Source organism: Pseudomonas sp. 10-1B (assembly GCF_000935045.1).
In the GTDB taxonomy this organism is placed as follows: domain Bacteria; phylum Pseudomonadota; class Gammaproteobacteria; order Pseudomonadales; family Pseudomonadaceae; genus Aquipseudomonas.
Window position 1 is genome coordinate 25,539 of record NZ_JYKS01000021.1, and the last position, 24,847, is coordinate 50,385.

Annotated in this window: 21 protein-coding genes and 3 pseudogenes; 16 read left to right on the forward strand and 8 right to left on the reverse strand. The window is 57.4% G+C overall.

Features of this window, described 5'->3' with window-relative positions; translation table 11 throughout:
- Positions 1-148: 148 nt before the first annotated feature.
- Entirely contained in the window at positions 149-271 is a 123-nt protein-coding gene (locus TZ03_RS31740; protein WP_269082552.1) for a hypothetical protein, read from the reverse strand.
- A gap of 180 nt (positions 272-451) precedes the next feature.
- On the opposite strand from TZ03_RS31740, the gene TZ03_RS12740 reads away from it, so the two are divergent.
- The 5 genes from TZ03_RS12740 (at position 452) to TZ03_RS12760 (ending at position 4,392) form a co-directional block, all read left to right on the forward strand.
- The gene (locus tag TZ03_RS12740; protein WP_053388434.1) at positions 452-1,927 is read left to right on the forward strand and encodes a DUF726 domain-containing protein; all 1,476 of its coding nucleotides are present in this window, start codon (positions 452-454) and stop codon (positions 1,925-1,927) included.
- 66 nt (positions 1,928-1,993) lie between these two features.
- Positions 1,994-2,929, forward strand: coding sequence for an ATP-binding protein (locus TZ03_RS12745; RefSeq protein ID WP_053388435.1), 936 nt, complete (start codon positions 1,994-1,996; stop codon positions 2,927-2,929).
- Positions 2,926-3,294, forward strand: coding sequence for a hypothetical protein (locus TZ03_RS12750; RefSeq protein ID WP_051098018.1), 369 nt, complete (start codon positions 2,926-2,928; stop codon positions 3,292-3,294). Before TZ03_RS12745 ends, TZ03_RS12750 begins: the two co-directional genes overlap by 4 nt.
- Before the next feature lie 3 nt (positions 3,295-3,297).
- Positions 3,298-3,711 carry a hypothetical protein gene (locus tag TZ03_RS12755; protein WP_051098021.1) on the forward strand — a complete coding sequence of 138 codons (414 nt, stop codon included), beginning with the start codon at positions 3,298-3,300 and terminating at the stop codon, positions 3,709-3,711.
- 60 nt (positions 3,712-3,771) lie between these two features.
- Complete coding sequence (locus TZ03_RS12760) at positions 3,772-4,392, forward strand: hypothetical protein (protein ID WP_051098023.1); 621 nt, start codon at positions 3,772-3,774, stop codon at positions 4,390-4,392.
- Between the two features lie 96 nt (positions 4,393-4,488).
- Here the strand turns inward: TZ03_RS12760 and TZ03_RS31525 are convergent.
- From TZ03_RS31525 to TZ03_RS12780, 4 genes and pseudogenes are all read right to left on the reverse strand, one after another.
- Positions 4,489-4,596 (reverse strand): annotated as a pseudogene (locus TZ03_RS31525) (DUF1016 domain-containing protein); the annotation flags it as partial.
- A gap of 92 nt (positions 4,597-4,688) precedes the next feature.
- Positions 4,689-4,889 carry a hypothetical protein gene (locus TZ03_RS12770; protein ID WP_051098027.1) on the reverse strand — a complete coding sequence of 67 codons (201 nt, stop codon included), beginning with the start codon at positions 4,887-4,889 and terminating at the stop codon, positions 4,689-4,691.
- A gap of 46 nt (positions 4,890-4,935) precedes the next feature.
- Entirely contained in the window at positions 4,936-5,988 is a 1,053-nt protein-coding gene (locus TZ03_RS12775; protein ID WP_051098028.1) for an ADP-ribosylglycohydrolase family protein, read from the reverse strand.
- Positions 5,985-6,257 carry a hypothetical protein gene (locus TZ03_RS12780; protein ID WP_051098030.1) on the reverse strand — a complete coding sequence of 91 codons (273 nt, stop codon included), beginning with the start codon at positions 6,255-6,257 and terminating at the stop codon, positions 5,985-5,987. Before TZ03_RS12780 ends, TZ03_RS12775 begins: the two co-directional genes overlap by 4 nt.
- A gap of 119 nt (positions 6,258-6,376) precedes the next feature.
- On the opposite strand from TZ03_RS12780, the gene TZ03_RS12785 reads away from it, so the two are divergent.
- Positions 6,377-7,252 carry a WYL domain-containing protein gene (locus tag TZ03_RS12785; protein ID WP_051098033.1) on the forward strand — a complete coding sequence of 292 codons (876 nt, stop codon included), beginning with the start codon at positions 6,377-6,379 and terminating at the stop codon, positions 7,250-7,252.
- Between the two features lie 358 nt (positions 7,253-7,610).
- Here the strand turns inward: TZ03_RS12785 and TZ03_RS12790 are convergent, their stop codons facing one another.
- Entirely contained in the window at positions 7,611-8,999 is a 1,389-nt protein-coding gene (locus tag TZ03_RS12790) for a sensor histidine kinase (protein WP_236692825.1), read from the reverse strand.
- Positions 9,000-9,136: 137 nt separating this feature from the next.
- Here TZ03_RS12790 and TZ03_RS12795 point away from each other — a divergent pair, with 137 nt between their 5' ends.
- Positions 9,137-11,017, forward strand: a complete 1,881-nt coding sequence (locus tag TZ03_RS12795; RefSeq protein ID WP_236692827.1) for a TonB-dependent receptor domain-containing protein — start codon at positions 9,137-9,139, stop codon at positions 11,015-11,017.
- A 6-nt stretch (positions 11,018-11,023) separates the two neighbouring features.
- On the opposite strand, the gene TZ03_RS12800 is transcribed toward TZ03_RS12795, so the two are convergent.
- Complete coding sequence (locus TZ03_RS12800) at positions 11,024-11,704, reverse strand: response regulator transcription factor (protein WP_051098040.1); 681 nt, start codon at positions 11,702-11,704, stop codon at positions 11,024-11,026.
- Between the two features lie 178 nt (positions 11,705-11,882).
- On the opposite strand from TZ03_RS12800, the gene TZ03_RS12805 reads away from it, so the two are divergent.
- The 9 genes and pseudogenes from TZ03_RS12805 to TZ03_RS30190 all read left to right on the forward strand — a co-directional run.
- Entirely contained in the window at positions 11,883-12,188 is a 306-nt protein-coding gene (locus tag TZ03_RS12805) for a hypothetical protein (RefSeq protein WP_051098042.1), read from the forward strand.
- Positions 12,185-13,786, forward strand: a complete 1,602-nt coding sequence (locus TZ03_RS12810) for a PepSY-associated TM helix domain-containing protein (protein WP_051098044.1) — start codon at positions 12,185-12,187, stop codon at positions 13,784-13,786. Before TZ03_RS12805 ends, TZ03_RS12810 begins: the two co-directional genes overlap by 4 nt.
- Positions 13,783-14,106: a DUF3325 domain-containing protein gene (locus TZ03_RS12815; RefSeq protein ID WP_051098046.1), complete on the forward strand. Its 324-nt coding sequence runs from the start codon at positions 13,783-13,785 to the stop codon at positions 14,104-14,106. The genes TZ03_RS12810 and TZ03_RS12815 overlap by 4 nt, the downstream gene beginning before the upstream one ends.
- A gap of 153 nt (positions 14,107-14,259) precedes the next feature.
- Positions 14,260-14,633, forward strand: a pseudogene (locus TZ03_RS28750) (DNA-binding response regulator).
- A gap of 576 nt (positions 14,634-15,209) precedes the next feature.
- Positions 15,210-16,670, forward strand: a complete 1,461-nt coding sequence (locus tag TZ03_RS12820) for a DUF3375 domain-containing protein (RefSeq protein ID WP_051098049.1) — start codon at positions 15,210-15,212, stop codon at positions 16,668-16,670.
- Complete coding sequence (locus TZ03_RS12825; protein WP_051098050.1) at positions 16,657-17,364, forward strand: DUF4194 domain-containing protein; 708 nt, start codon at positions 16,657-16,659, stop codon at positions 17,362-17,364. The genes TZ03_RS12820 and TZ03_RS12825 overlap by 14 nt, the downstream gene beginning before the upstream one ends.
- On the forward strand, positions 17,361-20,735 hold the full coding sequence (locus tag TZ03_RS12830; RefSeq protein WP_051098052.1) for an ATP-binding protein: 3,375 nt from the start codon (positions 17,361-17,363) through the stop codon (positions 20,733-20,735). The genes TZ03_RS12825 and TZ03_RS12830 overlap by 4 nt, the downstream gene beginning before the upstream one ends.
- Entirely contained in the window at positions 20,722-21,885 is a 1,164-nt protein-coding gene (locus tag TZ03_RS12835; RefSeq protein WP_051098058.1) for a Wadjet anti-phage system protein JetD domain-containing protein, read from the forward strand. The genes TZ03_RS12830 and TZ03_RS12835 overlap by 14 nt, the downstream gene beginning before the upstream one ends.
- A gap of 60 nt (positions 21,886-21,945) precedes the next feature.
- Positions 21,946-22,032, forward strand: a pseudogene (locus TZ03_RS30190) (IS5/IS1182 family transposase); the annotation flags it as partial.
- A gap of 303 nt (positions 22,033-22,335) precedes the next feature.
- Here the strand turns inward: TZ03_RS30190 and TZ03_RS12840 are convergent.
- The gene (locus TZ03_RS12840; RefSeq protein WP_051098060.1) at positions 22,336-24,729 is read right to left on the reverse strand and encodes a TonB-dependent siderophore receptor; all 2,394 of its coding nucleotides are present in this window, start codon (positions 24,727-24,729) and stop codon (positions 22,336-22,338) included.
- Positions 24,730-24,847 lie beyond the last annotated feature (118 nt).

The window sequence follows — 24,847 nt, forward strand, 5'->3', positions numbered from 1 at the left end:
CAAGCTGACCCAGAAAATATTAGCTAGAAAAAACAGGTAGATACCGACTTGTTTCAAACTACCCGGCGGCGCCCCCTAAGCTTACAGCTCGCAGGCCAAGTGCCATCATCCAGACTCTCACGAAGCAAAGCCAGTTCGCGGCCACTGCTCAGGCGAGAGCCTGCCATTTTCTGGGTGGCATTGATCTCGGTGAACCGCTCAGGATCAGCACCGAAAAAACTAGTGCCTGCTCGGTCAGACTACGGTTACGCTCGGCGATACGTTCATTCATTTAGCGCTGTCCAGTTTGGGTACCTTGGCTAATTCACTGACGCGTAGCATCTACGACAGGCTTCCAAACGGAGAGATCACGCAAATCTGACAGGCCATTCAGTATTAAAGTTTAAGCCGCCTTGGCAGACAACCTGATATTGACCTCCTAGGGATTGCGTAGCTGAGCGGAGCCTCACCGTTGAAAATCAAGCACTTCAGTTTCACCACGCAGTCCTTTTGTGACAGCACGACGGCGAATGTCTTCATCCATGGCTACTCCGCTGGCCATAACTTTAGTGACCGCGCTCTGCTGGTCAGCCAGATACCACTGTCCCTAAACACCGAGATCAACCTTCTAGCGTTTTGGCAGTCCAGCCACTTCACCTCTGTGAGCATGATTTCACGCAATGTCGTTCTGGGTGCCTCCCGATTGCACCCTGCCGCAGCTGTCGCTGCATTTGCAGCTGACCGAGCGGTGCATTTCGCATTGGCCCGAAAACGCGCAAGCCTTGTTGGTGAGGCCCTGCTTGAAGAGCTGGAAGCCTACCTGCTGGAACATTATCCCTGCGTCACCCGAGTCAACCTGGTCGGGCACTCTCTAGGCGGAAGGGTTGTGATCAGTGCTCTGCGTCAGTTAGCCAAGGATCGCCAGGCCTGCAAACTGATCATTGGAGATGTGCTGCTGATGGCTGCGGCGGTGGAGGTATCGGCAGATGAAGCCCAGGCTTTGAAGACAACCGTTGCCTCACCGGCCAGCGCACGTCCTGGGCGTCTGATCAATGCCTATTCAAAGTCGGACAGCGTGCTGCTTATGAATGTGGATGAAACCTGCCTGGGACGGCATGAGATTGCGCATTTTGTAAACACTGAAATGGCCGGGTTTGGGCACTTGGATTATTGGCCAAGACTGCATGATGTGCTGCTGCGCACAGAGTTTTCTGGCTTCAAAGGCCAACAACTGGGCGTAACCCTTGTGCAAGACCCAGTGCTCAACGACAACCTGCTTTACGGCCTGCTCCAAAACGTTCCGGGCGAAGTGCTGGAGCAAGGCATCAAGCATCTGAAGACCAGCAGTTGGACACGCTTCGACGACAAGCAACCACTTTACTCCTTCGTCCAAGAAGTCCAGCTGTTGGGCGGCCACTGCCTGGCCAATTTGGTGCGAGGTCGTGGCGTTGAATACGCGCAACTACTGGATATGCTGGTCGAGCATTTCGATCTGATTAATGACCGACAACAATGTGGCGCAGTTGTGGAGCTCGAAGCGCTGCTGATTCGGCAAGTGTTCGACAACGCGTTCCCGGATGGCCATGCGTTCAGTCGCTCACCGATTTCTGCAGTAAAGGCCATGGCTGCTGAAACTTACTTCAGTCAGGTGGACGCGCTGGCAGAGCGACTGACCCTGGCGTCCTACGTCAATACCCCAGCAGCCCCCCTCAAGGCAGAAGCGCCCCAAGGGATGCTGATAAATAGCGAAACATTGAACCTCACCCAGATGAACGCATGGAGCTTGCTATCAGCATTACCAAGCTTGCTGGGCACGCGCGCAGTCGGGCGCTGGGTAACCAATTTGAAGACCATCCTGAAGCCTGGCTATTCGGCGCTGGTACCGGCTGTAGCAGTGATTTTTTTCGCGCGCGTTCATTGGGGAAATGAGCGCGGCGTCAAGCATTGATACCTGGCTTCTACCAGCCCTAATTAAACCCTCTCACCCGCCTGATTCTGTAAGTCTGGAGCAGTTATGCCGATCGGGAAACCAGTAAACGACACCAAGGCCGAGCCACAGAGCAAGGAACAGGCGCCTTCGGTGGTCACGCATGATTTTGAAGTCATTACGCCCAAATACAACCTCAATGACGTGGTGGTCAACCGCCACACCAAAGACGAAATTCTCTCGGCCATTGCCCTGCGCAAAGACAGTGAATTTGTCTATAAGGTGCTCGGCTTCGCCAACACGCACAAAAGGTCGGACAAATTCATCCTGAATTTTTACGGCGAGCCGGGCACCGGCAAGACGATCACGGCACATGCCGTTGCTCAGGCCTTTGGCAAGGAGCTGCTGATAGTCGACTACTCACAAATTGAATCGAAGTACGTAGGCGACACGCCAAAAAACCTGAAAAAAGTTTTCGAATTCGCGAAGGAAACGGACTGCGTCATTTTCTTCGACGAGGCCGATGCGATCCTGAGTCGGCGGGTCACCAACATGACCAGTGCTACGGATACCAGCGTCAACCAGACCCGATCGGTGCTTTTGAACATTCTGAATGACTTTAGCGGAATTCTGATTTTTGCCACGAACTTCATCTCCAACTACGATCCGGCCTTCATGCGCCGAATCGCCAAGCATATCCACTTTAAGCTGCCAGACCACGATGATCGCGTTGCGCTATTCAAACGCTACATCCCCTCTGCGCTGCAGGTAGGCCTGGACCTCGAAGCCTACGCGCAAGCGGCGCAGGGGCTCAGCGCGGCAGACATCGAAAACGTGACGTTGATGGCGGCCTTCAAGGCGGCGTACAAGCAATCCACCTGTCTCAGCGAAGAGGACGTGCTGAGTGAAATCCGAAATACCTTTGCCAGCAAGCAGGCAAACGTGAAAAGCGAATACACAACTACAACCAGAGTGGTCTCCAAGGACTACGTCGAAAAGCAAACGGGGATGGTGTTGGAATGATTCCATTTATTTTGTTGGGCGCGGCACTGTTCGCCGGTGCCGTGGTGGTCTCGGCGTTCTGGGACAGCATCAAGAAGTTTTTGGAAGCCTCCGTCAAGCATGTGCGGCAGGTGGTGAAGGCGACCATCGTGGGACTGACCGCTTATGTGAAAACTCAGAATGTCGCGGCGGGCATCGCTGCGGGGTTGCAAGCACTGAACAAGTTCTACTCGAAAAATGAAAACCAGCAGTGGGAAGAGACCATCACCACTCGTACCATCTCCGAGTCAGATGTACCCGAACATATTCGTCGCAAGCTGGAAGCCACGCAGAAGCCAGTCGACATCTCGGAAGACGTGGCCAAAGAACTCAAGCTGGAGCTGTAACTCATGAATCATGATGAAAAAAGACCGGGTCGCACGCTGCTTGAGGACCTCAAGAAGGCTGCAAAACTGGGGCTGAAAGAGCTGCTCAAGGAAGGTGAAAAGCTCATTCAAGATGGGCAGGTTTCGCTGGATGACTTTTTGGCACAGAAAACCGTCGGGCTCGACCCCTATATTCTTCAAGAGCAGTCGACACGACACCTCGATTTCGTCTCAGGTGAAGTGTTTGTCGAACTCAGGGATGAGGACAATTTTATCTTCGGCGTCGACCTCTACTTCACAGACGCCAACAAGCAATGGGTCAAAAGCTCCCATACTGAAGCGCCTAGGCTGCTCAGCCTTTACTTCCTAAAAGAGGACCAGGTGCGAATTCGCGCTGAGAAAAAAATTGCCTATACCTACGACAAGCCCAATGCCTGATGCTGGAGCAGAGCGTGCTGACGCACGCTCTCTACGTATTTATCAGAACGTGGTGACACCATGATTATTATTGTCTACGGGTTTCTATTGCTGCTGGGGATCGGCCTGGCAAGCATTGTACTGAAAGGCGCCTGGTCGGCGATCAAATGGGTAAGTATTTGCGCGCTGGGCATCGCGACGCTGCCAATCAGCATCCCGTATCTGATCATCAAAGCCTACCGAGACGGCGTGAAGAACCGAGAGCTTCTGAACAATGTTCAAGATGCTCTGAAGCGTGAAAACTTTGTGCAAGCGTTGCAACTGATCAAGGACCACAACACCGAAGACCTCAAGGCGACGATAGAGCTGTTGACCACGGAAGGAGTCGATCTGCGAGCGCTGAAAGCGGATTTGAAGGTGCGCTACATCCAGGCAATCGAGGCTGACATCAATAGCCGCTTGGACGCTCTGCAGGGTAGCAACTTTATTGAGCTTTCCAGTTTGCTGCTGCCACTGAAACCTATTTACCAACAGTACCTTCTGGAAAAAGGAGATTTCCCAACACCCCAAAAATTGGTCGAGGCGAAGTTCAAAAGCAAAGAACTTGAGCTGGAGAAGCCACGGAGTCAGGACGAAGAGAAACCGGTGTATCTGGTACGCAGACGTCAGCAGGATGAGTTTGCACAAGCCATTGAGATTTAATGTAGATTACCTACCGTCGATTATGTTGTAACCCTCAAAGCCGAACTCCGAGCCCAGAAGGCACCTGCTCACCAGGTGCCTATTCATTGCTGCGGGTGCCTCCCATGCTTGTCGGACAGCCATACGCAGATAGAACTCGCGCTCTTCTGGACGTTTGCATTGCCCCAGGATGATGAGGCTGAAGCTCCACGGCAATTGACCCAGCTTGATTATCAGCAGGCCCACGCTGGCCAGAGCGTAAACTCTGGCCCCTGAGCTACCCGATCAATGGAACGATGCAGTCACCCGCCACCCGTTCAAAACCTCCGCCGCGCCAACAACTCTGCCAGCGCCCCCTCAAACCACCCCGCCGGGCGCACCTTCAACTCCTTGCCCCCACACTTCGGGCAATGATCAACCCACTCCCCCGGCGCCAACGCATCACTGCGCGGCGCCACTGTTTTCGTCCAACCACAACCTTCACATTCAAAGGTGAAGGGCCTGGGTTTGATCGGCATTTTCAAGCTCCTTGTTCCCTGCACAAACTCACTGCCATCACGGCGTTCAACTCGAGGGATAAGCCAGCTCGATCTGCTCATCGAACTCACCACCCACCCCGCAATAATCCCGCGGCACGCGCTCGATATCTTCTGCCACCTGCGCAATCACCTGACTCAACTCCAAGCGTTCAAGCCAGCGCCCAGGAATAGCAGCAGCACCATATTGCGCACCCAGCAAATGCCCAACGACCAGCCCGGTACTGCTGCTGTCACCACTGTGATTCACCGCCGTAATCACCCCTTCTTCGAGTGACCGAGCGCTCAACGCACACCACAGTCCGATCGCCAGCACCTGCTCGGCGCCCCAACCACCAGCAAAATCGTCAATGCGTTGCGGGGTGGGTGTATAGCCCTCGTAATAGAAGAACAACACACGCTCGATGAGGCTGCGCGTTTCTTCCATACCAGGCACTTGCCCGTACCTGGCCAAACTCTGAGTCACCGCGTGCTCCAGGCTATCTTGTCGTTCGACAACACGCTGAAGAATATCGGCAAACAGCCCTGCCGCCAGGTAACCAGTAGGATGCCCGTGCGTCAGGCGTCCGGATTGCGCCGCGTAGTCAAATGCGTTGGCAAAGAATGCACAGGGCGCAACACGTACCAAGGCACCGCAGCCCTTGCTGTTGTTTTCGGCAACCGCACCCAACCGCCCGCTGACCTTGAGTGCACCAAGGCAGGTCGTGTCAGGGGCGCGACGCGACCACAGCTCCATTTGCCTGATCAGCCAACCATCTGTGGCGACCGGTATCAGCGTGGGGTAGTCCTGGGTCGTCAGCCAGCGCAACAGTGCGTGATGAATAACGCTGGGCACATGGCATGCCAGTCGTGAACTGCCTAGCACATAAGCCCGCAGCAAGCCTTCTGCAGTGAACAGCATCATCTGTGTAGCATCGCTAATCGCACCGGTGATGCCATAGACCTGGGCAAAATCAGTGATGCCCTGCGGCCCGAACCTGGCCTCGATCACAGGCCACTCAAGAGCGTTCACGGGAGAGCCCAGCGCGTCTCCGGCGGCGCCCCCCAGCAGGCAACCTCTGATCCATTCAATTCTGTTCATATCGCCCCTTGCCGATCTTCTGCAGACGCCACGTCCTGCAAAATCACCAACTTGCGCTGCAACTGCGCAACATGCTCCCGCTCCGCCCGCAACGCCGACCTCAGCTCACGGTTCTCCGTCTCCCAGATCTGCAGCCAGCGCAAATCCCTCTGACAATGCTCGACCTTCTTGCCAAGCTCACCCAGCCTCAACCCCTGCTGTATCAGCACCAGCAGGATGATCCCCATCGCCACCAATGCGCCCGTCGCAACCACTTCCGGCATAGTCATGCTCATATCCTTTGCGGCCCCCGATGTATTCCGAAGACAGCCAAAAGATATGTAATGCAAAACTACACGTCTAGAATGTAGACTTATACAGGTAAAGTAATCGCGCACATGGAGAGGGTATGAAACGCAAGCAGTCCATCAAGCAGGTTCGCTGGGATCTGGCACTTCGCTATCAATTGATCGAAACCGTTGCCTGGTGGGAAGGCCGGCTGACCACGGGGCATCTGATGCAGAGCTTTGGCATCAGCCGCCAGCAGGCGTCGAAGGACATCAATACCTACATCACCGAGCACGCGTCCGAAAACTTGACATATGACAAGCAGATCAAGGGCTACGTACCGAGCGAGAAGTTCGAACCACTGTTCATAGACGACAGTGCCAGCGCCTATCTGCACCTGCTGTACCAGAACAATGAGCGAGCCCTGCATATTGACGGGCTGGCCTTGGCCTATGCGCATACCCTGGTGCTGGAGGTGCCTGATCGCCCCATTCGGCCAGAGGTGCTACGCCCCTTGCTCAAGGCCTGTCGGGAAGGCCTGCGCATGGAAACCGAATACGTGTCGTTCAACACCCCCAACGTCGAGGTGCGCCTGATCGCCCCGCACACGCTGGTCTACACCGGCATGCGCTGGCACGTGCGGGCCTATTGCGAAAAGAACGGCCAGTACCGCGACTTCGTCCTCAGCCGCCTGCGTGGGCAGCCAGACTTGCTCGACGCATCGCCGAACACGCGCGAGCAGGATGAAGACTGGAATGTCGAGGTGCCGATCATCTTCGAGCCTGATTGGCGGTTGAACGCGGCGCAGAAGGCAATCATCGAAACTGACTTCGGCATGACGCAGGGGCAATTGGTGGTGCCCAGCCGCAGGGCATTGGTGAAGTACGTGTTGCAGCGGTACCAGATTGACCACCGCAACATGGCGATACTTCCCGAGGCCCAGCAACTGGTGGTGAGCAACCTCCAGGAACTGCAGCCGTGGTTGATGAAGTACTGAAACTTCAATCTCAGCAGCGTCAACCGAGATCGCCTGAGTGACTGCACCAACCTGCTCGGCAGGCTGGTTCAGGCCATTATTCTGCTGATGTTGGATAGACCGGGAACATTGTGTAGTTATGCCAGTTTTCCCGTAGTCATTTAGCTCGGTGACTGCGTTTGGACCAGGGGTCGCCCGACAGTGGGCGATCGAACTGGTCATCGGCAGGCCAAGAATACTCGTCGCAGTATTCCAATCGGTATTCCAGCTTAAATTACAAAACGAAACTCCCCCCTTAATCAATACTGACCTAATTCAGATCACCCCGGCCTTATCGCCGAGATTCTGAACGCATGTTCGCTGGCCGCTTACCATCCGCTCACAATATCGGCAACACAATGCGCACCGTGCTGGGCTTGTCCGCTACGAAGTTAACCCGGCCTCCAGCGTTTTCGATGATGCGCCGTACGATGGCCAGCCCCAAGCCCGTGCCGCCGCTGCCCTGCTGCCCTTTGCGAAAGCGCTGGAACATCGCTTCTTGGTTCTCTGCCGGTACGCCAGCGCCTTGATCGGTTACGTCCAGGACGACTGTATCGTTCTGCCTGCGCAGTTTCAGGCAGACATTGCCAGCGCCGTGCATCAGGGCGTTTTCCAATAGGTTCGTCAGTGCGTCACGCAGTTCGTCGACATTGCCGCGACAGAGCAAGCCATCTTCGATATCGAGTTCGATGGTGCGTCGTTGCGATTCGAATAGCGGCAGCAGCGCCGCAACCGCCTCTCGGGCCATGCGCGAGACCTTGGCCTGGCGGCTAACGCCATGGCGTTCGTTTGATGCGCCATCCTGCCGGGCCAGTTCCAGTAGCTGCGTCACCAGTCGGCGCATCTGCTTCATCTCTTGGTCGAGCGCAGACCAGTTCGGCTGCTGGCTGTCGCGGGCATCTTGCAGGCGTAGGTCCAGTACTGTCAGCGGTGTACGCAACTCATGGGCGGCATCGGCAACGAAACGACGTTCGGCAGCGTAGGCCGTAGCCAGTCGATCAAGGGCCGAGTTGGCGGCCTCTGCCAATGGGTGGATCTCGCTTGGCAGGTCGGCCAGCGGTATGCGTCGCGCCGGTTCGTTCGGTCCGATGCCATGAGCCAACCGGGCTGCGCGCCGGACCGGGCGCAATGTCCAGTGTAGCAGCCAGAGTATCAGTAACCCCGATACCACCCCGAGCGGCAGCATGATCACCAGGCTCTGCCGCAACCGATCGAGCAGCAAGTCGTCGATCATCTCGCGTTCGTGGAGGTCATTGCGCCTCACCATGAGGATGGAGCCATCCGCCAGGCGCACCGGCACATTGATTATCCGCCCACCGACCGGGCTCCAGCGCCACCAATGGCTCTCACGCTGCAAACCTTCAGGGCGAAGCCGTCGCGGTCGATCCAGGTTTTCAGAGAACCAAAGTACTTTGCCGTCGGCGGAAAAAAGCGTGTAGGCAAGCTCGGTGCCGCCGTAGCTCAGCGGTAGACGGCCCACGTCTGATGCCCCCGCTATCCCGTCGCTAATGGCGCGCGCCTGGATCGCAAGAACGGCGCGGCGCAACTCGTCACGCGTGCCATACAGGTGGATTGCAAGGTTGCCGAAACCCAGAGCAAACACCAGGAGCAACGCGACAAGGATGCGGCCACGCAGGCTGCGACGCATTCTCGTCGGGTTCATTTTCGTCAGCTTGTCGTCAGCTATCGCTGGCATAGTCTCGTCCGCATAAATGAGATCGCTTATCATTTGCCTTATGTTTATCGGGGAGCCCGTTTTCCATGTCGACGCAGTACGTCAAATGTCCACAACGTTTCCACCCAGCAGCGCTAGCCCTCGCGGTAACTGCTTTACCCTCTTTAGGCCTGGCGGATGAAGCGCTCAACTTGAATGATGTCGTGATCACCGCTGCAGGTTATGAGCAGCAGCTGATACAAGCGCCGGCATCAATCACCGTGATCGGCAAGGAACAGTTGGAAGGCAAATACTACCGTGACGTGACCGACGCTCTGCAAGACATTCCGGGCGTTTCCATCGAGGGTGGCGCGGGTGGCAAGCTGGAAAGCACGTCGATCAACATCCGTGGCCTGGGCGAGGCGTACACCCTGTTCCTGGTCGATGGTAAGCCCCTTGGCGCTTCGGGTGAGGCTTACTACAACGGCTTCGGTAGCGCCACCCAGTTCGGCTGGCTGCCGCCGATGTCGGCTATCGAGCGCATCGAGGTGATCCGTGGGCCAATGTCCTCGCTCTACGGCTCCAGCGCCCTGGCTGGGGTAATCAACATCATCACCAAGAAAGCGACCTCGCGTGAGTGGTCTGGCAGCATCAGCTACGACAAGCTACTGCATGAAAACAACGACGCAGGCTCGGCCAACCAAGCCCGCTACTACCTAAGCGGCCCGCTGGTACACGAGCACCTGGCCCTGAGCCTTTACGGTTCTCATCATCACCGCCACGAAGACGACATCATCGGCGGGTATGCAGAAAAGACGGCCAACGACAACACCGCCCGCCTCGATATCGTGCTCAACGACATGCACAGCTTCCAGCTGGAAGCCGGCCGCAGCGAAAGCGACAACGAACGTACAGAACAGAGCGGCGCTGCAGGTGAAATGAACAACGTGCGCACTCACTATGGCCTTACCCACGACCTTGACTGGGGCAATGGCGTGCGCACCACGACCTTCGCGACCACCGCGCTGGAAGAAATCGAGAATGGCAGCTCCGAGTCGGAGTACTCCAACGATCTCATCAACACCAAGACCTTCATTCCGCTGGAGCGCCACACCATCACCTTGGGCGGCGAGTACAAGTGGGAAACCATCGAGCACGACCAGGGTCGTTTCTACGGCACCGACATGGAGCTCGAACGCTGGCAGCGTGCACTGTTCGTCGAGGACGAGTACTACCTGACCGACGCATTTTCGGTAACCGCCGGCCTACGTTACGACGAGAATGAACATTACGGCGAGGAGATCATCCCGCGTCTTTATGGTGTCTATCGCTTCACCGACGAGTGGGTTCTCAAGGGGGGGGTCAGTGGCGGCTACAAGGCACCCTCATTGAAGCAGGCCGACTCCAGCATCGTCGAGAACGCCGGCCGTGGTCGCTCCTACGACATGGGCAACTCCGACCTCAAGCCCGAGAGTAGTATCAACTACGAAATGGGCCTGATGTGGGACGCCGACAATGGCATCCGCTCCGGTGTGACGGTGTTCTATACCGAGTTCGAGGACAAGATCGACAAGCGTCTGTTCTGTACCAGCCCGGCCGATGCACCGACTTGTACGGTCAACGGAATCGCACCACGCCAGACCATCAACCAATACGTTAACCAGGACGCTGCCGAGCTACGTGGTGTAGAGGCTTTCTTCAATACCCCGCTGAGCGAAACGCTGGACCTGAAGACCAACTACACCTTCTCCGACAGTGAGATCACCAAGTCCGAGGCCTCGCCGGAAGATGTCGGCAAGCCGTTCAACAACCTGCCCAAGCATATGTTCAACATTGGCCTGGATTGGCGCACCAGCGACAGCCTGAATCTCTGGACCAGGGCGCGCTACAAGAGCAAAACCGTGTCGGACGAAGACCTGCAACAGCGCCCAGCCTATACCTTGGTTGACCTCGGCGGCCTGTATCGGGTGAGCAAGAACATGGACATCTACGCCGGCCTGTACAACGTGTTCGATAGAGACGTGTCCAACGAGGACTACGGCAAAACCCTGGACGGTCGTCGCCTGAACATGGGAGTTACGCTGAGCTTTTGAGCGGCCTCAGCTGGCGCCCGATGCCAAGCGGTAACCGAGTCCACGCAAGGTCTCGATGCTGCTGTCGGCGCCAGCGTCCACCAGCTTGCGTCGCAGCCGCGAAACCAGTGCTTCGATGGCATTGGGCGTGACCGCCTCACTGAGGGCATAGAGACGCTCCTCAAGCTGATCTTTGATCACCACACGTGGGGCGCAGCGCAGCAGCTCTTCAAGCAGAGCCATTTCGCGCTTGGATAGCAGCAGTGGCTGCGGGCCGACATAAGCCTCACGACTTTCCAGGCAAAAGCTCAGATTGCCCAGTTGCAGGCGTCGTTCGGCACGTGGCCCAGGCCTACGCAGGACCGCACGCAGACGCGCCTCCAGCTCGGCCATCTCGAAGGGTTTCAGCAGGTAGTCATCTGCGCCGGCATCAAGCCCGGCGATGCGCTGCTCCAGGGCATCACAGGCAGTCAGAATGATGCACGGAAGGTCGGCATTGCGCGTCGAAGAACGTGCAGCAAGTACCGAGAGGCCGCCCATATCCGGCAGGCCAAGGTCTAGCAGCATTGCATCGTAACGGCTGAGCGCGAGCATCGCGACGGCCTCCCGGCCATGCTCAGCGACGTCGACGACAAAGCCACTGCGTTGCAGGTGCCTCAATAACAGATCACGCAGTGCGGGATGGTCTTCAACGACGAGCAACTTCATGACATTCACCGCGAACACGTCAGCCTTCGGTCAGCTAAGGCTGGGATAGTGGAACCACAAACACTCTATCAAATTATTTTGATTAGCATTACGAATAAGAATCTCATGCCAATATTCTTTTCTTCTGCAGTGCCTGCGCCGCTGCTGATTTCGCAGTGGTCGATGAAGAGGGCGCAACATGCTTATGCCTAAGCTGAACCCCTCGGCACAGACACGCTCTCGCTTCGCCATCGCAGCACGTACCCTGCTGGCCATAGGTGGCGGTTACGTTTTCGCGGCCATAAGCACCGCCAGCCTTGCCGTCGCCTTGCCACTGCCGCGTCCGCAGGCGGTACTGGCCGCCACGCAGCTGTCGTTCGCCCTTTACTGTGCCCTGGTAATCTGGGCCTTCAGCGCGCGTAGCGTTATACGCGCCTGGCTGGTTGCCGCTGCCCTGTGCACAGTTCCGGCTCTGCACCTGGTACTGCAAGGGGCCTGGTCATGAAGGCACTGAGCTTGCGTCAGGCCAACGCCTGGATACACACCTGGAGCGGCCTGTTGCTCGGCTGGTTACTCTATGCGGTGTTCCTCACCGGCACCTTGAGTTTTTTCCAGGAAGAGATCAGTTTCTGGATGAAGCCGGAGCAACATGCCTCTCGTGCTGACAATGCCAGCGCCAGCCACGCCCTGGATCAACTCGCCCGGCGGGCCCCACAAGCGGCGCAGTGGAACATCACCCTGCCCAGCGAGCGCAATACCGCCCTGCAGGTGCAGTGGTTCGAACAGGGAGAGCGCATCGGCAAAGGCGGTGGGCAACACCTGGCCCTGAACGCAACCAATGGAGAACCCATAGATGTGCGTGAAACGCGGGGTGGCGGCTTCCTCTACCGCTTCCACTTCGAACTCTATGGCCTACCGCGCGAGCTCGCGCGCTGGATCGTAGGCGTCGCCACCATGGCCATGCTCGTGGCCATCATCAGTGGCGTGATCACCCACAAAAAAATCTTCAAGGACTTTTTCACCTTCCGCCCGCGCAAAGGTCAACGCTCCTGGCTGGACGCCCATAACGCGACCGCCGTCCTGGCCCTGCCCTTCCATTTCATGATCACCTACAGCGGGTTGCTGCTGCTTATGTTCATGCTCATGCCTTGGGGGTTAGACAGCGCCTACCAAGGCAACCGACAAGGCTTCTTCAATGAGGCAGGAGGGCGTGGTGGGGGTGTGCCAGTCGAGCGCAACCACGAGCCAGTACAACCCGCGCAAATGACAGACATCGCCGGGCTGCTGGCTCAGGCACAACGGAACTGGCCGCAAGGCGCTGCCAGCATTCAGGTGATGTCACCTGCCACCAACCAAGCCATAGTCGAAATACGCGAGCGCGGCGGCGATAGCCTGCTAGACCGGGGCCGGGGCGAGCGCCTGCGCTTTAACGCTATCAGCGGCGAGCCGTTGCCCGGCCCGCCTGTTGTGACTGCGAATGCAGCCAACGCAACTTACAACGTGTTCACCAGCCTGCACATTCTGCGCTTTGCCGGCCCACCCCTGCGCTGGTTCTTCTTCATCAGCGGCCTGCTGGGCACTGCAATGATCGCCACCGGCCTGGTGCTATGGGTAGTCAAACGCCTACCCGAGCGCCAGAAGCTCGGTCGCACTCCGCTTGGTCAGCGCCTGGTAGAGGCGCTCAATGTCGGCACCGTGGCGGGGTTGCCACTGGCCATCACCGGCTATTTCTGGGCCAACCGACTCTTGCCTGCCGAGCTGGCGCAGCGCGCCGATTGGGAGATACGCAGTTTCTTCCTGATCTGGGCACTGTGTTTGTTGCATCCGCTGCTACGCACGCACAAACGCGCCTGGGTCGAACAGTTGCTGCTCGCCGCCTTGCTGTTTGCCGGCCTGCCCATGTTCAGCCTAAGCCTGCCCCATAGCGGCCTGACGACGACCCTGGCCAACGCCAACTGGTTGCTGGCCGGCATGGACCTCACCCTGCTGACGACCGCCGCCCTATTCGGTTATGCCGCCTGGAAAGTCAATCGTCACCAACCAGCCGGCAGCCGGCAACGCCAACCGCGACAGCTGCCCGCGAGCAAGGAGACGACGTCATGATCGAGTTCAGCCTGGCCCTTTGCTTCAGCGGCTTCGGTGCCCTCTGCCTCGGGTTGGAGCGGCATCACGAGCAGGTCTTCGGACACAAGCCAGGAGCGCGCAAACGCCATCTGCTGCGCCTGCTCGGCTGGTTGCTGCTGGCTTGCGCCATCGCGCCCGCCGTCAACCGGCTCGGCCCGTCGATCGGCTTGGCGCTGTGGGTATCGGCCCTGAGCCTGGCAGCTGTTACGCAGATGCTGCTGCTGAGTTATCGACCGCGTGCGATTGCGCCCCTGAGCATCGTCGCGCCACTGCTGGCGTTACCCTTTTCATTACTGTGACGGAAAGCCACTATAAACAAATGACCGAAAGGCTCTCCGGGGCGAGTGCTTGCCAAACCCCGAAGACGTCAGTCTGCGACTGGTACCGGGCAAACGCGTGCTTCCAGGATGCGAACCATTGCCCCACCGGAGCTCGCAATGGGATGATTCGTAATTACATCGAATGCTCATCCAAGGCCACGCCATCCCCCCAAGCTCCTCCTCGCCGAAGACAACCCACGCCTGTGCCAAGACCTGGCCTGTCATTTCCAGCGCCGTGGCTTTCGCCGTGCATACCTGCGAAAACGGCAGCCAGGCCCTGGACGCGATACGCCAGGGCGGTTTCGACCTGATCCTGCTGGATATCATGTTGCCTGGTGTTGACGGCCTTCCTCTCCCAGAGCGTCCTGCACCGCGCCTATACCCGCCTGGACCGAGGCCCTGACGTGCACGTCTGCAACCTGCGCCGCAAACTTGCCGCCATCGGCGCCCAGCACCTGCAGATCCAGGCCGTGCGCGGGCAGGGTTACATTATGCCAGCACCTTAGTTTGAGCCAATACTGTCGTAAAGCCGGAAGTGTCCAACCCTCATCACCGCGAACGCGAACTACGGCGCAAGGACAAGGGACTGGTTGAAACAGCCGTCTACAGCAGATGAGCTCAGCGGCAAGCGGGCTGAAGCTGCATTTTAGTGCGCTGGGCAAATCAGGCACACGCGCGAAGATCACCAGCTAAGATGACGAAACGCCGTCCCCTTAAAAGCGAAACCCCGGGAGCAGCTTGCGCCGGTCCCGGGGATCTGGATCTAGTGCTGGAGCGCTTGACCGAGGTCAGAGGGGCCTAACCAGCTGCTAGTGATTAAGGATCATTACCCGCTTCCATGGCCGAGAGTCAAGCTCCAAACTATGCAGTCCAGCTGTATCTATATAACGCCCGCTTGGCAAAATCCATTCTATTTCCACTGCACATCATGGAAGTAACGCTGCGAAATGGTATTGACGCGGTTCTCAGCAGTGTTTTGCATCTCTGGTGACCGCCCCCCGAGGCTAGTAACGTGTTCCTTACCCTGGAGGGGGGCACTCGATGCCCAGCGAGCACTACTGACTCACACTTGGAGCACGAAAGTGAAAGCAGACAAAGTCATCGCGACCTATCGGCGCATGCGGGCGCAGCCGCTATGGCGACTGCTTGCCTCGAACACCGGGCCTACCGTCATCGGTCTGCTTCAGGTCCATCTTTACGAAAGTAAGCGAAGTCTTCCTGCCTCCATTTTTCACGAACGAATTGCCAGAGATCTGGAAGATCTACGCGCCCAAGGAGAAGACTTTCCCCAAACTGCACAAGCGTACGTCGCCAGCTGGCTCGCTGATGGGTACCTGGAGCGACGCTTCCCTGCCGGGGCTTTAGAGGAGGAATATGAACTCTCCACAGCCGCCGTCGAAGCAGTTAGATTTGTTTCTGGCCTGGAGCAGCCACACTCTGCCGCAACCGAAAGCCGCCTGGCGCTTGTTATCGAAGCACTAACCCAACTTGCCGCGGACACCGACACAGACAAATACCGTCGCATAGACCGGCTCATGATCGAGCAAGCCCGCATCGATAAGGAAATCGACGCCATCCAGAAGGGACAGATGCGCGTCCTGCCCCACACAGCGGCACTGGAACGCACGCGGGAAATCATCACGTTGGCAGATGATCTTGCAGGTGATTTCCGGCGCGTTCGCGATCAGTTCGACCAGCTCAACCGAGAGCTCCGTGAACGCATCATGGACAACGATGGCAATCGTGGGGATGTGCTGAATTCACTGTTCGCTGGAATCGACCTGATTTCAGAGAGCGATGCCGGAAGGACTTTCTCCGCTTTCTGGCGATTGCTTACGGACCCAGAACAGGCCGCCACGCTGGACCAGGCGCTTGATAGCGTCATGTCGAGGGAGTTCGTGGGGCAACTCGAAGCCAAGGAACGACGATTCCTTCTACGGCTGACGCGGACCCTTCTCGAGCAGGGTGGTATGGTTCACGAGGTACTCCAAACCTTCGCGCGTAGCCTGAAGCACTTCGTCCAGAGCCGTGAATACCTCGAACAACGCCGACTCAACCATCTTCTGAAAGACGCTCAACGAGCAGCACTTGCCCTGAAGAATGAAGTCAGGGCCACAGAAACCCTCCAGTACACGCTTGAGCTCACGAGCAGCCGTTTGCGCTCCTTGTCTCAATGGGTACTGTACGACCCCTCCCTACAAGCTTTGCCCGGCCAAATGGCAGAAGGGGACGCCCCGCCAATCGACCTGGAGTCCGTCAGCGAACTGGTCGCCCAGTCCGAGATCGACTTCAGAACATTGAAGGCCAACGTGCTGGCAGTCCTGGAACAACGGTCCCAGGCATCCATCGCTGACGTGCTGGAGCAATTCCCCGCTGCACAGGGTCTGGGCAGCGTTGTCGGCCTGCTTGCATTGGGCAGTCGCCATGGTTTCAAAGCCGACCATAGCGAAACCGTAGGCTGGGTTGGAGGCGACGACGAGCGTCGTAGCGCCCGAATTCCAAAGATCTTCTTTTTGAGGGAGCGGGCCAATGAACTGGTCTGAGAACAACGAAGCGATAATGCCAGCAGAAGCACAAACGCCTGATGCTGCGCAGACACCTGCCAACACCCTTTTCACCGGTGACAGCGGCGAGTTGGTACTCGATACTCGGCGCGCCCTGGTGCAGCTACTGGCAGGGCCATCGCTGGACGGACGTCGACATCCAAAACTGTGGCCGATAGTAGTGCGAGATGAAGCGGTAATACGTCGGCGTCTTGCCGAGCTGTTCCTCGAACTGGTCATCGACCGGGACGTACAAGTTGCCTTCACCCGTCAAGCAGATACCGGCGACCTTGAGGTACCACTTCTGCTGCGCCGCGCGCAGTTGACCTTCATTGACTCCATTCTGCTGCTTCACCTTCGCCAGCGATTGACCCAGGCGGACTCGCAGGGCGACCGTGCCGTGGTATCGACTGACGAGATCATGGAGTTTCTGACCCTCTATGAGCGTGCCTCCAACACCGACCACGCAGGATTCGTGAAACGTGTTCACGCATCCATCGAGAAGATCAAGAAACACAGCATCCTCCAGAAAATTCGCTCGAGTGAAGACCGTTTCGAGATTTCGCCAACGATGAAGCTCCTCTTCTCTGCAGAAGAAATACAAGCCCTGACTCACTTGTATCAACGCATGGCCGGCAATGAGACGCCAGCGCAACTGGCCCAGACCGAGCCCGATGAGGAGGGAGACCAATGATCTCGGACCCCCAAACCGCGTCCTTGTTCGCCCGGGAGCAATTCCGGATGACTCGCCTGCAGGTTTACAACTGGGGCACTTTTTCTGGCCTGCATGACATACCGATCAGCGAACGCGGCTTTCTGTTTGTAGGTCGGTCCGGAGCGGGGAAATCGACGCTTCTCGACGCTTTTTCGGCGTTGCTGGTACCTCCTCGCTGGATTGACTTCAACGCGGCCGCGCGCGAGGCTGACCGCAGTGGCCGTGACCGAAGCCTCGTCACCTACTTACGCGGCGCGTGGGCCGAACAGAAGGATGGAGAGTCGGGTGAAATCGCCACCCGCTACCTGCGCTCGGGGACAACGTGGTCTGCCCTGGCGCTGACCTACCAGAACGCACAGGGCCAGTCTGTGGTGCTGGTTCAGGTGTTCTGGCTTCGCGGCAATGCGAATGGAAACACCGACGTCAAACGCCACTACCTTGTCCTGGAGCGGGCCTTTGACCTGCGCGAGCTGGAGGGTTTCGGTCAATCCAACTTCGACATCCGAAAGCTCAAGCAGTCTTTCTCCGAGGCGTTCACCCGCGATGAGTTTCGTCCCTATTGCGAGCGATTCTGCCGCCTGCTCGGCATCGAGAGCGAAATGGCGTTGCGTTTGCTGCACAAAACCCAGTCGGCCAAGAATCTCGGCGACCTCAATACCTTCCTGCGCGACTTCATGCTCGACAAGCCCGAAACCTTCGAGGTGGCGGATCGCTTGGTCAGCGAATTTGGTGAACTCAATGCTGCCCACCAATCGGTAGTGACAGCTCGCGAGCAGGTTCAAACACTCGTGCCAGCCCGGGAGCAATATCAGCGCAGAGATTCGTTGATGCTGCAATACAATAAGCTGGATGAGCTTCGGCTGGGCGTTGATAGCTACCGCGAAGCCCGCCGTATTGAACTCCTCAAGCAGCATGTCGCATCCCTGGAGGTGCAAGCCAACGCCTCGGAAGGTGAAACAAGTCGACGTCAGAGCATTCTGGATAACCACACCATAACTTTGCGCGATCTGGAGCGACAGCACCGTGAAGCAGGCGGTGATCAGATCGAGCAATGGGAAACAGAGAAAGCAGGGCTGGAGAGCCTGCGCATGGATCGCCTGCGCAAACGCGGCCAGGCTGAAGATGCGTGCAAGAAGCTTGGCTGGAGCCTCCCGGATTCGCCTCAGAGCTTCGCTGAACTGCTAGGCAACGCGCGGCAGGAAGTCGAAAACTGGGAGCAGCGCAGCAACGAAAACCGCGAAGAACAGTTCCACTTGGCGGGTCAAAAGAGAGACGCTGAGACGGCATTTTCGCAAGCGGTTAAGGAGATACAGGCGCTTCAGCGCCAGCCATCGAACATTCCTGCCGATATGCTCGAAATGCGCCGAGACATCGCCGCAGCTATAGGGATATCAGAATCGGCTTTGCCTTTCGTCGGCGAACTCATTGAGGTGAAACCTGACGAGGCCGACTGGCAAGGTGCCATCGAGCGAGTACTGCACGGATTTGCGCTCTCACTCTTGGTGGACGAACGTCAGTATTCGGCACTGGCCAATCACATCAACAACACCCATCTTGGGCAACGTCTGGTGTACTACCGAACTGGTCGCCCGGAGACCTGGCAGACGAAGCCCATCGGCGCTAACTCGCTCGTCCTCAAGTTGAACGTCAAGGAGGGGACGTATATCGACTGGCTGCACGCCGAGCTACGGCAACGCTTCGATTACGCGTGCGTCGACTCCATTCAGTCGTTCAGGAGCGCTGATCGAGCCATCACCCGTGAGGGCCAAGTCAAGCACAGCAAAAACCGGCATGAGAAAGACGACCGGAGAAGTGTCGGTGACCGGCGAAACTGGGTGCTCGGGTTCGATAATCGCGAGAAACTTGCGCTCTTTCAAGCCCAGGCCCAGGCGCTGGCTGCCACGATTACACGCCTAGGAGGAGAAATCGAAACCCTTGCCGACCAAGACAAGAATCGTGCAACCCGAGCGATGCAGTGCCAGATCCTGGTGAATCTCCAGTGGCAGGAAATCGATGTAATCCCGTTGCTAGACCGCATCGCCACCATCGAACAGCAGATCCGCGAAGCGCGAGAAGGAAATATAGCCTTACAGCAAATCAGTGAGCGGATCGACAAGCAAAATAGCCTGGTTAATCAAGCAGACAAGGACCTCCGAGAAGCCAAGGTTACGCATGACTCAATTCTCAAGCAGATAAACGACAGTACGCAGAAGCTGGAATCCCTCCTTCAAGATACTTCCAGAGTTCCATTGACTCCCCATCAGATGCAGGGGCTCGACGAACGCTTCAGCAAGCAGTCAGACGCGATCAGGCTCGAAAGCCTCGACAAGGCAGCAACTGCTGTTGAGCGAGGGCTCAACACAGAAATCGGTGAGGTCAAAGATGAGATCGGCGATTGCGAGAAGAAAATAGAAGCACACTTTGCCGATTTCAAACGGCAGTGGCCAATGGATGCTGGCGACATGGACACGAGCCTCGCCAGCGCACCGGACTTTTTCGCCAAATTGGTACGACTGGAAACGGATGGCCTGCCTGCCTATGAGCAGCGATTCTTTGAACTGCTGCAGAACCAAAGCCACCAAAATCTGGCAGCACTCTCCACCTACCTGAACGATGCGCGTAAGGCCATCCTGGAACGGATGGATCTGGTCAACGACAGTCTTGGCCAGGTGCCGTTCAACCAAAGCGCCAATCAACGTACCTACCTCCACATCGACGCCAGTGACCGGCAACTTGTTGATGTCAAGGCGTTCAAGCAGGAGATCCAGCAGGCACTCAGCCATGCATGGACGGAGGATCGCGAGTTTGCCGAAGCACGGTTCCTGGCCCTACGCCGACTTGTTGATCGACTTGCCAGTCAGGCCCCCGAGCAGAAACGCTGGCGTGAGACTGTGCTCGACGTTCGACAGCATGTCGAGTTCATCGGACGGGAGATCGATGAAGGCGGCGTTGAGGTGGAGATTTATCGCAGCGGGGCTGGTAAGTCTGGAGGCCAACGCCAGAAGCTAGCCACCACATGTTTGGCCGCAGCCCTTCGGTATCAACTGGGAGGGAATGACCACGGCGTACCGATGTATGCACCCGTCGTGCTTGATGAGGCATTCGACAAGGCTGACAACGAGTTCACCGCTTTGGCGATGAACATCTTTACCAATTTCGGGTTTCAAATGGTAGTCGCTACGCCACTGAAGTCCGTCATGACCCTCGAACCATTCATCGGTGGCGCCTGCTTTGTAGATATCAGTGACCGGCGAGTGTCAGGCTTGCTGCTGATCGAGTACGACGGTGACCGTCAGCGGTTGAAGCTGCCTGAGCACGCTCGAGAGGAGGCTAGCATTGAAGCTTCCTGACGATGTCAGACAATTTCTTGCTCGTCGCTTTCAGAGTAAACACCGCGAGTGGTTGATCGGTGATACTGGCGAGAGCCCATGGCCACTGGAAGTTCCACTCGGCATACCTACGGAACAGGCAGCCCTGCGGCAAGTCGACGGCGTTCGAGCTTGGGTAAGCGCATGGCAACGCTGGCAAGGAATCGGTATCCTTTCCTGGTGTGAGCGCCGCTGGAAAGCGCTTGGCGTCCAGCGACTGCCAGAGAAACTGGCGTTACGCAGTCCTGAAGATGTTGCCATGTGGATTGGTGAATCCAGACGATGGGAGCGAGCCCAGTCTCGTTACCAAACGCTCATTGCTCGCTGGCCGGTTCTGGCGCAGCAGTTACCGAGGCACTTTGACATCCTCGCTGACTACAGCGATACCAATTTTCGTCGCCTGACAGAGATGCTGGATTGGATCAATCTCAATTCAAAATCCAATCTCTACCCACGACAAATTCCGGTGGCCGGTGCCGACAGCAAATGGCTGGAGTCGCGCAAGGGGCTTATCTCTGATCTGGTTGCGACACTTCAGAATGACCCAACAGGGGATCGCGACTTCTTTAGGCGCTGCGGTTTGAGGCCGCAGCCGCAGCTGCTGCGCATGCGTGTTCTGGCCCCAGAGCTGAGAGCCCGTTTGGACGGCCTTGGCGATATCTCTGCACCTTTTGAGGAAGTGGCAAGCATTGGCATACGGCCAACGAATGTCTTCATTGTTGAGAACCTTCAAACCGGGCTTGCCTTTGATGACCTGCCAGGGTCGGTTGTGATTATGCGGCTGGGTTACGCGGTTGACATTCTGGGGCAGCTTCCATGGCTACAACAGGCGCAATGCATCTATTGGGGTGACATTGATACGCATGGCTTTGCCATTCTTAATCGAGCCAGAACATACATCACTGCCCTGAAGACTGTGCTTATGGATGAGTCAACGCTGATGAATCATCGAGATTTATGGGTGGAGGAGAAGGACCAGCATCTTTCCATCGAGCTCCCATTACTCACCAGCACAGAACAAAAGCTCTATCAGTTGCTTAAGAGCAATACCTGTGGGCAACAAGTCCGCCTAGAACAGGAGCGGGTGCGCTGGGATGTGGCGTGGGCAGCCATACAAGCAAGTATTCGATGACTCACTGTAAGGGTCCGTTCAAGTTACCTTCCGAACTCCATCATTGAGGCCGATGGAGAAGGCTATGACAGCGAAAGCATTCGGGAGCAGGTTGAGCTACAAGAAGCCAAGGCCGTGATTCCGAGAAAGCGGAACTCCGTGAAAGGCAGACCATAGGCTGGACGGAGGCACGGCAGGAAATACCTTTGCCATATCCCACTATGCATGCGGGGTATGGCACGGCCTGCGCCGGTATTGTTCGGGATGAACTTTATGTCGCGAAATGGGCGTGTTAGCAGCTCTTTGATTTCAGCCACACTTCAAGATTGCTGGGGCCTGCGCGTCCCTTTCCGACCGGTCCGGCGCTCCGGCAAGACAGCTCCATGGGGCGGGACAGTGTCATGAAGGGCAAATTGGGCAATGCCCGCCATACAGCGGGCAAAGGTCTCGAGGTTGGAAAGCAGGCTGGCCCTACCAGCTATAACTCAACTTAGCCGTAATCTCCCGCCCCGGGTTGTAATAGTCCGCCGTCCCCGACCCCACCACATGCTGTTCATCAAACAGGTTGCTGACATTCAGTGCCAGGTCGGTGCCCTTGGCAATCTGGTAATTCAAGGCAGCGTCGAACAGCGTAGTCCCATCGCTCTTCTTGGTGTTGGCAGCATCCATGTAATAAGAACCAACATACCGCGCCCCCAGGCCAACGCTCACATCAGTGCCAGGTATGTCGTAGTAGCTCCACAGCGAAGCCGTATGCTTCGGCGCAGTGGCAAACTCATTACCCTTGAGCGAGGTGCCATTCCACAACGACCCGCGCAGCACCTCGGACTCCATGTAGGAATAAGCGCCAATCACGCTGATGTCCTGCGTCACCTGCGCCTTGGCTTCCAGATCGAGGCCGCGCACCCGCGACTCGCCAACGGTCTGCTGCTCGATGATGCCGCTCGGCAGCACCACGGCGATGGTGACGTTTTCCTGGGTCAGGTCATAGACCGCGGCGGAGAACAGCGCGTCCATCCCCATGGGCGAATACTTCACGCCTACTTCGTACTGCTTGCCCGTTTGCGGTGTAACGCCTACTTGTGGAGGCGAAACGGACTCCACCATGCTCACATAGGTAGAAACCTCATCGTTGACGATGTAGGTCAGTGCCGCGCGGTAAGAGGTTTCGGAGAAGTTGTCTGTTTCCTTCTGCACTCCGCCGATGTATTCCTTGCTGGACAGGTCCATCGAGTCATTGCGCATACCTGCGGTAACGATGAAGCGGTCATAGAACGACAGGTTCTGCTGCAGGAACACAGCCTTGGTCGTAGCGTCGTTCTTCGTGCGGGTATAGGGCGTGATGTCGCCTGGCACGCCGGTGAATACCGGGTTGGCGATATCGATGGAGGGCGCAAGGCCATAGACGGAACTTTGCTTGGTGGTCGAGTCAAGATACTCCACACCCACCAAAGTGCTGCTGTCGATGTTCTCGAACTGAGCATCGTACTGCAGCATCAGGTTGCCGTTGAGCTGATCGGCATCGGTGTCGGTACCAAAAACGTAGCGTGGAATAACGGTGCCAACACGCGAGGGGCTATCACTCAGGTAGGCGTAACCAAAGTCATCGCTCAGCTCGCTGTAACGCAGGTTGCTGCGCAGTACGAAGCCGTTGTCGAAGTCGTGGGTGATATTGCCGCTGAGGCTGGTGCGCTCGACATTGTGGAAGTTGTAGCTGGGCTCACCAAAGAAATCGCTGCGGTCGTATTCCTTGTCCAGCGGGTAGCCGCCGCTGTTCGGCGAACTGTCGGTTTTCAGGTAGTCCAGAATCATGGTGGCCGAGGTGTAGTCGGTCGGCGCCCAGGTCAGGCCACCCATGACGAAGCGGTTGTCGTCCTGCGAGTGGTCGTACTCACGGTCGCTGTTCTGCATCTTGGCGGTGAAGCGACCGGCCAGGGTTTGTTCGTCGTTCAGGGCGTCGCCTACGTCAATGCCTGTCTCGGCATGGTCATAGGAACCGTAGGTCACGTAGCCCTGGCCAAACTTCTCGAAACGCGGCTGCTTGGTCACGAAGTTCACCGAGCCACCTGGGTCGGCCGGGCCAAACAGGGTGGAGTTGGCGCCGCGCAGAATCTCGATGCGCTCATAGGCGTAAGGGTCTTCGCGCACACCGCGCATGGAGCTCAAGGTCAGGCCGTCACGATAGGTGGTGGCCTGGAAGCCACGGATCAGGAAGTAGTCGTTGCGGTCGTCCGAACCGTAGTAATCGCTGACCACGCCCGGGGTGTACTGCAGCGCCTCTTCCGTGGTGCTGACACTACGCTGCTCCATTTCCTTGCGGGTAACCACGGACACGGACGCTGGCGTGTTGCGGATGCTGGTCGCCACCTTGCCACCTACCCAGAGCTCCTGGGCGACCACCGAGTTGGTATCATCGTCGGCACTGGCCTTGACCTTGGCGTTGATGATGACTGGCGCCAGGCGATAGTCCTCTGTTGCGCCAAGTTCGAGCGGGCCAGCAGGCTTGGTTTGCGGTATCAGCAGATACGCATTCGGGCCTTGCTGCTCCAGCTGTAGCTCGGTGCCCTGCAACAACGACGACAGTGCAGCCGATGTCTCGAATGCGCCCTGTACGCCTTGGGTATTGCGGTTGGCGACGTTCTGCGCATCGAAGGAAAGGCTGATACCCGCCTCGCGTGCAAAGCGGTCAAGCGCCGGCGCCAGTGGGCCGGCAGGGATGTTCCACTGCTTGAGCGGGTTGTGCTGATCGGCGCTCAAGGGCTGCGCAAGCGACGGCAGTGCGTAGCTGCTGACAAGCAAACCAAAGAGCGCACCGTGCAAGGCACGATTCAATGGATGGCGCTGTGGAACCGGGTTCGAACTCATTCTCTCGCTCCGTGAAGGGGGTCGGCGTGCTGGCCTGTATTCCGGCCTTATCCACAGGCCGAAGGAGAATGAGAAACCACCTCATTTATTTTTCAGGTCATTGCACGGCGCCTGACCG